We start from the raw sequence: 14,263 nt of genomic DNA on the forward strand, positions 1-14,263 counted from the left end.
GCTACAAAGCCGCAACTTCGGCCGGTTTTGTCGTCGAGCGCTGCAGATTGAGCAGATTGCCGAGCAGGATCAGCAGGGCGCCGCCGGCAGTGAAGGCGTCGATCTGCTCGTGATAGAGCAGCCATCCGATCACCGCCGACAACGGCACGCGCAAAAAGTCCATTGGCGAGATGACCGTCGCATCGGCATAGACAAGTGCGCGGGCCATGCAGAAATGCGACGACATGCCGGTAAACGCGATCAGCAGGATCCACGGCCAGAGCTCGAGCGGCGGGTTGCGCCATTCGTACAGCGCCGGGACGAGGCCAAGCACCGACTGGATGATCAGCATCCAGAAGATGATGCGCACGACGCTGTCCGTCCGCGTCAGCGACTTGACGAGGACCACCGAGACGCCGAAGCAGACCGCGGCTCCCAGCACGATAACCTGCCCCGGATTGGCCGCGCCGACGCCCGGACGCACGATGATCACCACGCCGATCAGCCCCAGCACGATTGCCGCAAGCCGTGGCCGGGAGAGCCTTTCGCCGAGGAAAACGACCGCCAGCAGGGCGGTCCAGATCGGCGTGGTGAATTCGATCGAGATCAGCACCGCAAGCGGGATCAGCGTCAGGGCGTAAAGCCAGGCAGCCTGGCCGGTATAGTGGACGACGTTGCGGGCGATATGGGCCAGCGGACGCCCGGTGCGCATCGCCGCAAAACCGCCTGACATCATGACCAGCGGCAGCAGGATGAAAAAGCCGATCACCGAGCGCAGCTCGAGCACCTGGAAGACGTTGAGCTCTGCCGTCGTGGCCCGGCCGGCGACCGACATCGCCAGGAACGAGGCGATCGACAGCGCCATCCAGAACGCGGCCTTGGGGATCGAGGGTGCGGGTACCATGCGCGCTATGTCGCAAGCCGGCGCTTTCATCGCAACCGCTAGCCGACGCATTTGACTGGGCCAGCCGTGAAGCGTTGCAAACAGTGATGTTGAAGCCGGAACCCGCCGCTGAGGGAAGCGTTGGTCCCTCAGTGTTTGCGTGCTGTGTTTGGATACCAACGAGGAGCGGTCCGATGAAATCACTCGCACGATTTGTACTTGCCGGCTGCCTGGCGGCCGGGGCCGGCGCAGCGCATGCCGACGATCCGGATTTTCTTCGCTCATTCCAGGGGAATTTCGCCGGCAAGGGCATCGTCAAGGTCACCACCGATGCGCCGACGGTGAATGTCTCCTGTCACTTCAATTCCGACGCGACGTCGAACTCATTGTCGCTCGACGGCAGCTGCCGCGGTCTTATCTTGGTGACGCGCGACATCAGCGCGGACCTCAGGTCCAGCGGGACGAAATACAGCGGCACCTATGTCGGATCGCGCACCGGGCCGGCGCAATTGAGCGGCAGCCGAAAAGGCAACGCAATCAATCTCGGCATCCGCTGGGCCAAGGAGGTCAATGGCGATCGCAAGGCGCAAATGACGGTCGAGAAGAATGGCGAGGACGGCATGCGGCTGACCGTTATCGACGTCGACCCGAAAACCGGCGAGCGCGTGATTACCAGCCGGATCGATCTGCGGCGCACTTAGCACTATCACTCCTCGATCGGTTCGGGCGGGTGCGCATCACGGCCCTTGCCGAAGGTATAGCCGGTTTCCACCGCCCTGCGGCCGAACTTGCCGCGCAGCGTGTCGATGGCGCCTTCGGCCATGGCGCGCTTGCGTGACTTGACGTCGACCAGGTCGGGCGGGTCCGCCCGGTCATCGTCGGAGAGATCGCTGACGCCAATGCCGAGCAGCCGGTATTTCGTGCCATCCGCTTCCTTGCGTAGCAGCTCGAGCCCGGTCTGAAAGATGCGGTCGGCCAGCCGGGTCGGATCGCCGAGCTGGCGATTGCGCGTGCGGATCTTGAAATCCTGGGTCTTCAGCTTGAGGACGACGGTGCGTCCGGCAATGCCGGATTTTTTCAGCCGGGCCGAGACTTTCTCCGCCAGCGCCCTCAGCACCGAAACCAGTTCCTCGACGGAGGCGATGTCGGTGTCGAAAGTGGTTTCCGCCGAGACGCTTTTCGCGTCCTGGTCGGGAACGACGCGGCGGTCGTCCTCGCCGCGCGAAAGCCGGTAGAGCCGGTCGCCCATGACGCCATAGCGGCGCATCAGGTCGCCGCGTTCCATGCGCTGCAGCTGGCCGATGGTGCGGATGCCGTCGCGCTCGAGCGTGGCGGCAAAGGCCTTGCCGACGCCCCAGATCAGCGTCACCGGCTGCTCGGCCAGGAAGCCGATAGCCTCGGCCTCGCCGATCACCGAAAAGCCGCGCGGCTTGCGGAAGTCCGAGGCCACCTTGGCCAGGAACTTGCAATAGGACAGGCCTGCCGAAACGGTGATGCCGATCTCCTTTTCGACGCTGAGAGCGAAGCGCGCCAGCACCACCGCAGGCGGCAGGCCATGCAGGCGCTCGGTGCCGGCGAGGTCGAGGAAGGCCTCATCGATCGAGAGCGGCTCGACCAGCGGCGTCAGCGCCTGCATCATGGCGCGCACCTCGCGGCCGACGCGGACGTATTTTTCCATGTCCGGCGGGAGGACCACCGCGTCCGGGCAGGCTTCGAGCGCCTTGAACATCGGCATTGCCGAGCGCACGCCATGGATGCGGGCGATATAGCAGGCGGTGGAGACGACGCCGCGCTTGCCGCCGCCGATGATCAACGGCCGGTCCTTCAATGCCGGGTTGTCGCGCTTTTCGACCGCCGCGTAGAACGCGTCGCAATCGATATGGGCAAGGCGCAGCCGGTAAAGCTCGGGATGGCGCGCAAGCCGCGGACTGCCGCAGCGCTCGCAACGGCGTGCCTCGCTGCGCTGAAAATTCAGGCAGTCGCGGCAAAAACCGTGTTCGGGATTGTTGACAGGGGCCGCCATCGCTGCGAACATAAAGAGAACAAATGCAATGGTACGTCAGGACGGACGCCACGACAAGGCGGTGGGCCGGGAGAGAGCTCATGAATACGACCATAGCGCCGCTAGTGCCCGAGCTTTGGGCGGATTTCGAAGATCTTTTCGGTAAGCAAGGCGCCTGCTACGGCTGCTGGTGCACACATTTCCGGCTGTCGCCGGCAGCGCGCCGCGCGAGCGACCGGGAGCGCAACAAGGATCATATCAAGGCCCGGATCGAGGCCGGGCCGCCGCCCGGCCTGCTGGCCTTCGAGGGTGGTCAGGCGGTCGGCTGGATGCAGATCGGCCCGCGCGCCGACGTGCCCGAATGGAACAACCAGGGCAGGGGGTCGGCGCCGCTCGACCCCGCCGATGCCACCGATCCCGGCGTCTGGGCGATCTCCTGCTTTTTCATCCGCGCCAGGGCACGCGGCAGGGGCCTGTCGCACCGCCTGGTCACAGGCGGCATCGACTTCGCACGGGAAAATGGTGCCCGGCTGATCGAGGCCTGCCCGATCGATCTATCGAAGGATTCGCGCTCGATCGGGCTGTTCGTCGGCTCGTCGCGGGTCTTCGAAAAGGCCGGGTTCCAGCGATTGGTCGAGCGCAAGCCGGGCCGGCCGCTGGTGCGGCTGGTGCTTTAGGCAATGCCGCGGGCGACATCGATCCGTCCGGCTCGCCTTGCGGTTGTGATGGTAATTCCCTACCAGCGATAGAAACGGTTTGACGGCCGCGAATAAGTGAGGATCGACATGAAGCGCGTTTTGCCACTTGTTTTACTGCTTGCCTGCAGCGGACCGGCCTTCGGCCAAGCGGTCGACAGGCAAGGGGCGAAGCAGCTTTCCGACGATCTGGCGCGCTATATCGGAAAGAAGCTGTTCGATATCGGGTTCGTGAAAATTTCAGTCGACGGCGATGCCTACAAGCTCGCATTCGACTTCAAGCCAGTCACGGATTTGATGGCAAAGCCGCAAGCCTTCAAGTTCGACATCACGCCTTACTTCATCTTGGTCAAGCCGCGCAAAGATGGACACTGGGACGTTTCGGCGGACGTGTCCCCGAAGGGGTCTATCGATTTCGTTGGCCCTGAGGGGGCGCAGCACATCGACTTCTCCGTGTCGGACAACAAGTTCACCGGAGTTTATGACCCCGACCTGGCCGCTTTCGCGAGCGCAACCGGTTCGATGGCTGGCATGACGATGACCACCCGAGAGCCCAAGCAGCAGGCGGATGTCACGGTCGATCCTGGCACTGCCGTAATAGTTTCGACCAAATCCGCAAACGGCGGCGTCGATTTCACGGTGACGGAAAAAATAACGAACTTCGCCGAAACGATCAAAGTCAACGATCCCAAAAGTGGGTTGAGTTTTCCGGCTGCTGTAAAAGCGCCTGAACTTTCTGTGGATGCGGCCGGCAAGGGTTTGCGGACAAAGCCGCTGCTCGACCTGCTTGCTTTCATCGTGGCGACTGATGATGCAGCCAAATTCAAGGCGGATGGGGCGGAGTTCAAATCGCTTCTGACGGCAGCACTGCCGTTGTGGGAGCGGATCGACGGCACCTACGGCTTCAAGGACCTTGTGGTGGAGAGTCCGGTCGGCAAGTTCGGTGCGACGCAACTGAATACCGCTGTCGGCATGGACGGCATCGCCAAGGAAGGCAAGATCAACTACGCGTTCAAGGTTTCCGGCCTGACAATACCGCAGCAGGTGCTGCCCAGCTGGAGCGTTGCGTTGCTGCCGACGGATATCGACCTCAACTTCGGCGGCGCCAACATCGATCTGGACAGCATGGCGAAGAAAACCATCGAAACCCTTGATTTCAGCAAGGATCCACCGCTGCCGGCAGATTTCGGCAACCAGATCTCCGCCGATTTCCTGGCCAAGACGCCAAAGGCCATTCTCGGACACAGCACGATCAAGAACGGCAACATCGAGATTGCGATGGAAGGCGAGATGACCTTCCCCGGCAAGAAGCCGCGTGCGGACGTGACAATCGACATCACCGGCTACGACAAGATCGTGGAGACCTTGTAGACGGCGGCGAAGACGGACCCGCAGGCCGCGCAGTATTTTACCGGCGCGCTGGCGATCAAAGGGTTTGGCAAGACGCTGCCGGACGGCCGGCTTGAATGGGTGATCAACACCAAAGCCGACGGTTCGGTGACGGTCAACGGCGCCATGCTGAAGCCGGCCGACCCCGTTGGGACGGACAACAGTGGGGAAGAGGCAACGCCATAAAGCACCAGCAGTGGCCCATCGTCTGCGGAAGGCTCTTCGATCTGCCCGCAGTCTCGGCATCGTGGCTTATGTCGAATGCTCATGATTATCGTCGCCGAGCGGCAGTGCCCGCAACGCCTTGCCCACTGCGGCCGGCGGCGTGCCGGTTTCCTCCGAAAAACGCATCAGCGTCGGCTCGTGGGCGAGCATGAACTGCAGCACGCCGGCCAGGAAACCCGGCTCGCCGGCCGCCCGGCGGATGGAATGGGCCTCGATGCCGGTGATCGCCAGGAAGCGGGGCAGAAGTTCCGGATCGGCGGCGACGAAGCCCAACGCCTTTACGGCAATGGTTTCGGCTTCCTCGCGCATTGACGCTGCGTTTGCCATCGCTACTTTTCCTTCGTGGGGGAATCGTTCTGTTTTCGCAGTAGTGGCAAGTGTTGCCGGCAGCAAGCTCGCCGACCTGGAATCCGAACGCTTTTCCGGCGGCCGGTTTCCGTTTCGTCAATCATATTGCCGTATAGTGGGAACAGGTTTGGTGCGTGCCGACAAGGGGCGCATGACGGCACCCTTCGAGTGGAAGGCCAGCCGGGACGGGAAATCGATGCCTAAAAAGGTTATGATCGTCGAGGACAACGAGCTCAACATGAAGCTCTTTCGCGACCTGATCGAAGCGAGCGGCTACGAGACTGTGCGTACACGCAACGGCCTGGAAGCGCTGGATCTGGCGCGGCAGCACAGGCCGGACCTCATCCTGATGGACATCCAGTTGCCCGAAGTGTCCGGCCTCGAGGTGACCAAATGGTTGAAGGAGGACGATGATCTCCACGTCATCCCGGTCATTGCCGTCACCGCCTTCGCGATGAAGGGCGACGAGGAGCGCATCCGCCAGGGCGGCTGCGAGGCGTATATTTCCAAGCCGATCTCGGTGCCGCGTTTCATCGAAACCATCAAATCCTACCTGGGCGATGCCTGATGTATCTTTCCAGCCGAGCCGGAGCTTTGTGACATGACCGCGCGGATCCTGGTCGTCGACGATATCCCAGCCAATGTCAGGCTGCTGGAGGTTCGGCTGCTCGCCGAATATTTCGAGGTTCTGACCGCCACCAACGGGCCGGATGCGATCGAGATCTGCGAGAACGGCAAGGTCGACGTCGTGCTGCTCGACGTGATGATGCCCGATATGGACGGGTTCGAGGTCTGCCGGCGGCTGAAGGGTGATCCGGCGACATCGCACATCCCGGTCGTGATGATCACCGCGCTCGACCAGGTTTCGGACCGGGTGCGCGGCCTCGAGGCCGGCGCCGACGATTTTTTGACCAAGCCGGTCAACGATCTGCAGCTGATGACGCGCGTCAAGAGCCTGGTCAGGCTGAAGTCGCTGACAGACGAGCTGCGGCTGCGCGCCTCGACGACGCGCAATATCGGCATCGAGGAGCTTTTGAGCCGCAACTTCGCGGCCGACGACGCGGTGCCGAAGGTGCTGCTGGTCGATGAGCGCAAATCCTCCTTCGAGCGCATCCAGAAGATGCTGCGCGGCAGTGCCGATCTCGACGTCGCCACCGATCCGCATGCCGGTTTCTTTCAGGCTGCCGAGTTGCCCTACGAATGCGTGATGATTTCGACGGCCTTCGCCGATTTCGACCCGCTGAGGCTCTGCTCGCAATTGCGCTCGCTCGATCGCACCCGTTTCCTGCCAATCATCCTTCTGGCGGACGAGGGCGAGGAGGGGCGCATCATCCGCGGCCTCGAACTCGGCATCAACGACTATCTGATGCGGCCGATCGACCAGCAGGAGCTGACCGCGCGGCTGCGCACGCAGGTGCGCCGCAAGCGCTACAACGACCAGCTTCGCGCCAGCGTCACCCAGACCATCGAGATGGCGGTGACCGATGCCCTGACCGGCCTGCACAACCGCCGCTATCTCGACAGCCATCTGCAGACGCTGTTCGACCGCGCCGTGGCACGGCGCCGGCCGCTGTCGGTGATGATCACCGATCTGGACCGCTTCAAGACCATCAACGATGCGCATGGCCATGACGGCGGCGATGACGTGCTGCGCGAATTCGCCCGGCGGTTGCGCAAGAATGTGCGCGGCATCGACCTTGCCTGCCGCTTCGGTGGCGAGGAGTTCGTCGTGGTGATGCCCGACACGGACGGTGCGGTAGCCGAAAAGGTCGCCGAGCGCATTCGCGCCGAAATCGCCCAACTGCCGTTTGCCGTCGGCGCAGAAGGAAAGGCCATCGAAGTCACCGTCAGTGTCGGCGTGTCGTCGGTGCTGAAAGGGGTGGACACGGTCGCGGCGCTAATGAAACGCGCCGACCTCGCGCTCTACGAGGCCAAGAGCGGCGGCCGCAATCGCGTCGTCGCCAAGGCGGCATAGCCCGGACACCAATTAGCCAGTCAACGCGACAAGGTTACGAATTTACCTTAATCCAAGCGATTTGCGAGGCTTGGTTAAGAGACTGTTGATTTTCATAAGTTGGTGCGCAAATGTGCAGCCCTTAGACGTAACCGGCACGAGGCTAGATCGCCGGTTCGACCCGAAGAATACCCCATGATGCTCAGGTCCGCCGCATCTCCTGGGTCCGTGGGGTCGGCCGGCCGGCGCTGGCACATAGTGGCCTCCTCGTACCGCTGCCAAACGCCGGCCGGCCCCCAATTTCAAAACACATCAGGACTCTGTGTCAGCATCCAGAAAATGCTGGCTTTTTGCCGTGACAGGTAGGCCGCCTTTTGATCAGCACGCTGGGGGCGGTACGCATGTGCCTGCAGCCGATTGACAGAGCCTGTGTTCTATGCAGAAATTGGTTGGACCATTGAGCCATTTTTGGTGACCCGTTGGCATGACCGAATTCGGCCTTTCGCCCATACAGGCAACTGCTCGCGACGACGCGGTGCTCAAGGCCCTGGCCGGCTTTGTGATGCGGGAAGCCCTCGGGCCCGGCCAGAGACTGCCGACCGAACGCATCCTTGCCGAGCGCCTCAAGGTGAGCCGCAACACCGTGCGCGAGGCGCTGACGCGCTGGGAAGGGCTCGGCCTGGTCGAGCGGCGGCAAGGCAGCGGCACTTATCTCAAGGGAGTGGTGTCGCTGGACATGCTGCACATGCCGCTGACGCTGGCCGGCGGCAATGATTTCACCAGCCTGATGCAGACGCTGGAAATCCGCCGCGCGCTGGAGGCGGAAGCAGCCGCCCTTTGCGCCGTTCGCGCCGGCCAGGCAAATCTCGTCGAGATCGGGCGCAAGCTCGACATTATGGAGCAGGCCTTCCACACGCGCGCCGGCATGTCGGCGGAGGAGGACTGGGAATTCCACCAGTCGATCTACCGCGCTTCCGGCAATCCGCTGTTCGAGCAGATCATCGCCGCCATGCACGAGCTGTTCCACCGTTTCTGGGAACATCCGCTCGGCGTGCGCGACTTCGGCCACGCCAGCTTTCCTTACCACCGCACCATCTACGAACGCATCGCCGCGCACGATCCGGAGGGAGCCCGGGCCGAGGCGCTGAAGCTGATCGCCACCGTCGAGGACGATCTGAAACGCGGTGCGGCCAAACTCAAACTCTCAGGCCAGAAATGAACGACCATCCCGCCGGTTTCGAAAACGACTATCTCGCCGAGGCTGCGACGCTTCTCGCCCATGACGAGCCTTTTCCCGGCGGTGCGGTGGTGCCGCCGATCTACCAGACTTCGCTCTTCACCTTCGCCAATTATGCCGAGATGGCCGACACATTCGCCGGCAGGCGACGCCAGCCGATCTATTCGCGTGGCGACAACCCGACGGTCATGGAGTTCGAGGCGCGTGTCGCGGCTCTCGAAGGCGCGGAAGCCGCGCGCGGCTTTTCCAGCGGCATGGCGGCGATCAGCGCCACGGTGCTTGCTTTCGTCGGTGCCGGCGAGCGCATGGTTGTCGTGCGCAATTGCTACGGCGATGCCTACCGGCTGTTCGAACGGCTGTTGCCTCGGCTCAACATCAAGGTCGACTATGTCGACGGTTCCGATCCGGACGCGGTCGCCGCAGCACTTCCCGGCGCCAAGCTGCTCTACCTGGAAAGCCCGACGTCGATGATGTTCGAGCTCCAGGACATAACGCATCTGGCACGGCTGGCCAAAGAGCAGGGCATCGTCACCTCGATCGACAATTCCTGGGCGACGCCGGTGTTCCAGAAGCCGATTTCACACGGTGTCGACCTGGTGCTGCATTCTGCCTCGAAATATCTCGGCGGCCACAGCGACACAGTCGCCGGCGTGGTGGCCGGTTCGGCTGCCCATATCCGACACATCAACGAGCAGACCTATTCCTATCTCGGCGGCAAGCTTTCGCCTTTCGAGGCCTGGCTGTTGCTGCGCGGGCTGCGCACATTGCCGCTGCGGTTGCCGCACCACATGAAGAGCGGGCTGACCATCGCCGAGCGGCTGAAGGCGCATGGCCATGTCGAGCGGGTCAACCACCCGGCCTATTCCAACCATCCAGGCAAGGCGACGCTTGCCGGCTATGCCGGGCTGTTCTCATTCGAAGTGACGGAAGACGTCGACATCCCGGCTTTCGTCGATGCGCTGAAACTCTTTCGCATCGGCGTCAGCTGGGGCGGCCATGAGAGCCTGGTCGTTCCGGCAAAGGCCTCGCTCGAGCAGACGCCGGGCCTGAATTCGATGGCGCGCTTCGGCGTCAGCCCGCGAACCATCCGCTTCAGTGTCGGATTGGAAAGTGTCGAAGACCTGTGGGCGGATGTCGCCCAGGCCTTCGACAGAGCAAAAAGATAAAAGGAGCCGTTCAAAATGGGAGTGCTGAACATGAAAAAACTGAGCATCCTTCTTGGTGCCGTCGCGGGTCTCGCGATTTCCGCCGGCAGCGTGCTGGCCGATTCCACCATCAAGATGGTCGAGGTCATTACCAGCCCGCCGCGTACCGAATTCCTCAAGAAGCAAATCGCCGAGTTCGAGACGGCCAATCCGGGCGTCAAGGTCGAGCTCGTGTCGCTGCCTTGGGGCCAGGCGTTCGAGAAGTTCCTCACCATGGTGCAGGCCGGCGACACGCCCGACATCGTCGAGATGCCGGAACGCTGGATGGGCCTCTACGCGACCAACGGCCAGCTCGAGGACCTCGGGCCATACATGGCCAAATGGGACGATGCCAAAACGCTGGGCGAGCGCGCCAAGCAGTTCGGCTCGACGGTCGACAACAAGCAGTACATGATCCCTTACGGCTATTACCTGAACGCGCTGTTCTGGAACAAGAAGCTGTTCAAGGAGGCCGGCCTGGACGGTCCGCCGTCGACGCTCGACGAATTCGTCGAGGACTCCAAGAAGATCTCGGCGATACCGGGCAAATACGGCTACTGCCTGCGCGGTGGCCCGGGCGCCTTCAACGGCATGCACATGTTCATGAACATTGCCGCTGGTAAGGGCGGCTATTTCAACGAGGACGGCACCTCGACCATCAACGAGGAAGGCTCGGTCAAGGGCCTGCAGATGCTCGCCGACATGTACAAGAATGGCCTGGCGCCGAAAGATGCGGTGAGCTGGGGTTTTAACGAGACCGTCACCGGCTTCTACAGCGGCACCTGCGCCATGCTGAACCAGGATCCCGACGCGCTGCTCGGCATCGCCGACAAGATGAGCGCCGACGATTTCGCCGTGGCGCCGATGCCGGTCGGGCCGAGCGGCAAATCCTATCCGACGCTCGGTTATGCCGGCTGGGCGATGTTCGCCAATTCCCAGCACAAGGACGATGCCTGGAAGCTGATGGCGACGCTGTTGTCGCCCAAGGACAATCTGGAATGGGCAAAGGAAGTCGGCGTCATTCCAATCCACAACGGCGCCGACCAGGACGCCCACTTCAGGACCGAGCAGTTCAAAGGCTGGTTCGAGGAACTGAACAACGGCGACAAATACGAGATGGTGACGCCGCCGACGCATCTGGAAAATCTCGGCAATTTCGTCGACCAGGTGGCGATCAAGAACTTTCAGGAAGTGCTGCTTGGCCAGAAGGCGGCCAAGGACGTGGCCGACGAATGGGCCAAGTTCCTGACCAAAGAACAGCAGGACTGGCTGGCCAAGAACAAGAAATAGCTTTTCTTCCTTCTCCCCGTTCACGGGGAGAAGGTGTCACGAAGTGACGGATGAGGGGCGGCGCCAACCCGTCGTGGCTCGTGCTGGCTCTCATCTGCCTGCCCGTCCTCCGCAGCAGCTGCGGAGGGTGGACCGGCATCTTTTCACCGTAACGGGGAGAAGGGCGCTGTCCTCGACGCTGCTCAGGAGACAATCCAGCACCAATGACCTATGCCGTGTCCGAAATACGATCCGCCGGCAGACCGCGAAAGAAGCGGCTATCCCATGCCGCGATCGAGCCCTGGCTCTATCTCAGCCCGGCTATCGTGCTGCTGGTCGTCGTGCTCCTGGTGCCGCTGGTCATCGGTATCGGCTACTCGTTCCGCAAGTTCTCGGCATTCAAATCCGAATATGTCGGGCTTGGGCAGTATCAGGCGATGCTGTCGGATCCCGTGCTCGCGCAGGCGCTCGTCAACACGCTGTGGTGGACGGCAGCCAGCCTGTTCTTCCAGTTCTTCCTCGGCCTTGGCCTGGCGCTGCTGCTCGACACGCCGTTCCGGGGCAGAAAGATCGTGCAGGCGGTGGTGTTCCTGCCCTGGGCGGTGCCGTCCTTCCTGTCAGGCCTGACCTGGGCCTGGCTGTTCAATCCGATCATCGGGCCGCTGCCCCACTGGCTCTATGCATTGGGGCTGAAAGCCGAGCCGACCAACGTGCTCTCCGATCCCTCGACAGCCATGTGGGGGCCGATCGTCGCCAATGTCTGGTTCGGCATTCCCTTTTTTGCCATCACACTTTTGGCGGCGTTGAAGTCGATACCCTCGGAATTGCATGAGGCGGCGGCGATCGACGGCGCCTCGCCGTGGCAGCGCTTCACCAAGGTGACGCTGCCGTTCCTGGCGCCGACCATCGTCATCACCGTCATGCTGCGCACGATATGGATCGCCACCTTCGCCGACCTGATCTTCGTCATGACCGAAGGCGGGCCTGCCGGTTCGACCGCCACAGTGCCGGTCTATATCTACGTCAGCGCGTTCAAGTCGCTGGACAAGGGCTATGCCTCCGCAGTGGCGGTGCTGCTGCTTGTGCTGCTCATCGTCTATGCGATTGCACTGATCGGCATACGCCGCTCGCTGGTGAGGCACGTCTGATGATTGCAGGACGCTCCGTCTCCTCGCGCGTTCTCGGCGGCATCGGCCTCTACGGCGCCATCGGCGCCTATATGGCCTTCGCGCTGTTCCCGATCTTCTGGACGTTGAAGATCTCGGTCACGCCGGAGCGGCTGCTCTACTCCGAAGGCATCACTTTCTGGCCGTCGCAAACGACGCTGCAGAACTTCGTCACCGTGCTCGAAGCCACCGATTTCCCGCGCTACTTCCTGAACAGCGTTATTGTTTCGGTGTCGACGGCGGCCTTCGTAACGATCATTGCCACGCTGGCCGGCTACGCCATGTCGCGATTTTCCTTCCGCGGCAAGGCGACCCTGGCCATTCTGCTTCTGCTCACCCAGACTTTTCCGCTGGTGATGGTCATTCCGCCGATCTACCGCATCATGGGGCAGATCGGCCTCATCAACAGCTTGACCGGCCTCGTCATCATCTACACCGCCTTCAATACGGCCTTTGCAACCTTCCTGATGCAGTCGTTCTTCGATGGCATTCCGCGAGACCTGGAAGAGGCGGCGATGATCGACGGCTGCACGCGCCTGCAGGCGATGCGCAAGGTGATCGTGCCGCTGACGCTGCCCGGCATGGGCGCGACGCTCGGCTTCGTCTTTACCGCCGCCTGGAGTGAGTTGCTGTTTGCGCTGATGCTGATTTCCAGCGACGACCAGAAGACCTTCGCGGTCGGCCTGCTCACCTATATCGGCAAATTCGCGGTCGACTGGGGGCAGATGATGGCCGCTTCCATCCTGGCGCTGATCCCGGTCTGCATGTTCTTTGCCTTCCTGCAACGCTACCTCGTCACCGGCCTTACCGCTGGTGCCGTCAAGGGATAGATCGATGGCCTCCGTCACTCTCGACAAAGTCCGCAAAGACTATGGAGCCGTGCGCGTCCTGCACGCGGTCGATCTCGAAATCGCCGACGGCGAGTTCGTCGTCCTGGTTGGGCCATCCGGCTGCGGGAAATCGACCCTGCTGCGCATGATCGCCGGGCTGGAGGAGGTCTCCGACGGCGAAATCCATATTGGCGAGCGCCTGGTCAACGACATCGCGCCAAAGGACCGCGACATTGCCATGGTATTCCAGTCCTACGCGCTCTATCCGCATATGGACGTGTCGAAGAACATGGGTTTCAGCCTGATGCTGAGGAAGGCCGGCAAGCCGGCGATCGATGCAAGGGTGGACGGTGCCGCCAAGCGGCTCGGGCTCGATGCGCTTCTGCAACGCTTGCCGCGGCAATTGTCCGGCGGCCAGCGTCAGCGCGTCGCCATGGGCCGGGCCATCGTGCGCGACCCGAAAGTCTTTCTCTTCGACGAGCCGCTTTCGAACCTCGATGCCAAGCTGCGCGTCCATATGCGTGCCGAGATCAAGGCGCTGCACCAGCAATTGAAGACCACTTCGGTCTATGTCACCCATGACCAGATCGAAGCAATGACAATGGCCGACCGTATCGTCGTCATGCATGACGGCCTCGTCCAGCAAGTCGGTGCGCCGCTCGATCTGTATGACCGACCGGTCAACATGTTCGTCGCGGGGTTCATCGGCTCGCCCGGCATGAATTTCCTGCCTGCCGTGGTTGAAAAGACCGCCAAGTCGGATGCCGTACTGGCCGACGGCCAGAAGCTGCGGCTGCCGGACGGGTTGCCGCTCAGGGATGGCGATGCGATCACCGTCGGCTTACGGCCGGAGCATATCCGGCTTGCCGACAATGGCGCGCTGAAAGGCGAGGTGGGCGTAGTGGAGCCGCTCGGCCTGTCGACTCAATTCTACACCAAGCTTGCCGGCCAGCAGGTGTGCGTCTTCGCCATGGGTCGGGCCAGTGTGAAACCGGGTGAGGCCGTGCGCCTGTCGGCCGACCCGGCGTCGCTGCATCTGTTCGATCCGGCAAGCGGTGATCGCATCGGCTAGTCCTGCATCCCGGAAACGAAAAACGCCGCC

At 62.4% G+C, this 14,263-nt stretch carries 14 protein-coding genes; 11 read left to right on the forward strand and 3 right to left on the reverse strand.

The genetic code is table 11. From position 1 onward, the window contains the following. Window position 1 precedes the first annotated feature (1 nt). Entirely contained in the window at window positions 2–883 is an 882-nt protein-coding gene (locus NKI22_RS05295; protein WP_352789264.1) for a DMT family transporter, read from the reverse strand. A 173-nt stretch (window positions 884–1,056) separates the two neighbouring features. On the opposite strand from NKI22_RS05295, the gene NKI22_RS05300 reads away from it, so the two are divergent. Beyond that, window positions 1,057–1,563, forward strand: a complete 507-nt coding sequence (locus tag NKI22_RS05300; protein WP_023720119.1) for a hypothetical protein — start codon at window positions 1,057–1,059, stop codon at window positions 1,561–1,563. A gap of 5 nt (window positions 1,564–1,568) precedes the next feature. Here NKI22_RS05300 and NKI22_RS05305 read toward each other — a convergent pair whose 3' ends face one another. Then, a complete protein-coding gene (locus NKI22_RS05305) occupies window positions 1,569–2,897 on the reverse strand; it encodes a DNA polymerase IV (protein ID WP_023720118.1) in 1,329 nt (442 codons plus the stop codon). A 68-nt stretch (window positions 2,898–2,965) separates the two neighbouring features. Here NKI22_RS05305 and NKI22_RS05310 point away from each other — a divergent pair, with 68 nt between their 5' ends. Together NKI22_RS05310 and NKI22_RS05315 are read left to right on the forward strand one after the other, a co-directional pair. Beyond that, on the forward strand, window positions 2,966–3,541 hold the full coding sequence (locus tag NKI22_RS05310; RefSeq protein WP_023720117.1) for a GNAT family N-acetyltransferase: 576 nt from the start codon (window positions 2,966–2,968) through the stop codon (window positions 3,539–3,541). A gap of 108 nt (window positions 3,542–3,649) precedes the next feature. After that, window positions 3,650–4,930 (forward strand): hypothetical protein, encoded by a 1,281-nt coding sequence (locus NKI22_RS05315; RefSeq protein ID WP_352814550.1) that lies wholly within the window; start codon window positions 3,650–3,652, stop codon window positions 4,928–4,930. 270 nt (window positions 4,931–5,200) lie between these two features. On the opposite strand, the gene NKI22_RS05320 is transcribed toward NKI22_RS05315, so the two are convergent. Beyond that, on the reverse strand, window positions 5,201–5,500 hold the full coding sequence (locus tag NKI22_RS05320; protein WP_352814548.1) for a DUF3572 domain-containing protein: 300 nt from the start codon (window positions 5,498–5,500) through the stop codon (window positions 5,201–5,203). Window positions 5,501–5,672: 172 nt separating this feature from the next. Here NKI22_RS05320 and NKI22_RS05325 point away from each other — a divergent pair, with 172 nt between their 5' ends. The 8 genes from NKI22_RS05325 (at window position 5,673) to NKI22_RS05360 (ending at window position 14,233) form a co-directional block, all read left to right on the forward strand. Beyond that, entirely contained in the window at window positions 5,673–6,089 is a 417-nt protein-coding gene (locus tag NKI22_RS05325; RefSeq protein ID WP_348625950.1) for a response regulator, read from the forward strand. 33 nt (window positions 6,090–6,122) lie between these two features. Continuing rightward, window positions 6,123–7,496 carry a PleD family two-component system response regulator gene (locus tag NKI22_RS05330; protein WP_352586987.1) on the forward strand — a complete coding sequence of 458 codons (1,374 nt, stop codon included), beginning with the start codon at window positions 6,123–6,125 and terminating at the stop codon, window positions 7,494–7,496. A 463-nt stretch (window positions 7,497–7,959) separates the two neighbouring features. After that, on the forward strand, window positions 7,960–8,694 hold the full coding sequence (locus tag NKI22_RS05335) for a FadR/GntR family transcriptional regulator (RefSeq protein WP_023720113.1): 735 nt from the start codon (window positions 7,960–7,962) through the stop codon (window positions 8,692–8,694). Then, window positions 8,691–9,878 (forward strand): PLP-dependent transferase, encoded by a 1,188-nt coding sequence (locus tag NKI22_RS05340; RefSeq protein ID WP_023720112.1) that lies wholly within the window; start codon window positions 8,691–8,693, stop codon window positions 9,876–9,878. Before NKI22_RS05335 ends, NKI22_RS05340 begins: the two co-directional genes overlap by 4 nt. 30 nt (window positions 9,879–9,908) lie before the next feature. Continuing rightward, entirely contained in the window at window positions 9,909–11,186 is a 1,278-nt protein-coding gene (locus tag NKI22_RS05345) for an ABC transporter substrate-binding protein (protein WP_023720111.1), read from the forward strand. A gap of 203 nt (window positions 11,187–11,389) precedes the next feature. Further along, on the forward strand, window positions 11,390–12,313 hold the full coding sequence (locus NKI22_RS05350) for a carbohydrate ABC transporter permease (protein ID WP_352814544.1): 924 nt from the start codon (window positions 11,390–11,392) through the stop codon (window positions 12,311–12,313). Beyond that, window positions 12,313–13,161: a carbohydrate ABC transporter permease gene (locus tag NKI22_RS05355; protein WP_352851695.1), complete on the forward strand. Its 849-nt coding sequence runs from the start codon at window positions 12,313–12,315 to the stop codon at window positions 13,159–13,161. Before NKI22_RS05350 ends, NKI22_RS05355 begins: the two co-directional genes overlap by 1 nt. 4 nt (window positions 13,162–13,165) lie before the next feature. Beyond that, the gene (locus tag NKI22_RS05360; RefSeq protein ID WP_352587004.1) at window positions 13,166–14,233 is read left to right on the forward strand and encodes an ABC transporter ATP-binding protein; all 1,068 of its coding nucleotides are present in this window, start codon (window positions 13,166–13,168) and stop codon (window positions 14,231–14,233) included. Window positions 14,234–14,263: the final 30 nt, after the last annotated feature.

Source organism: Mesorhizobium sp. M0778 (genome assembly GCF_040320105.1).
GTDB lineage: Bacteria > Pseudomonadota > Alphaproteobacteria > Rhizobiales > Rhizobiaceae > Mesorhizobium.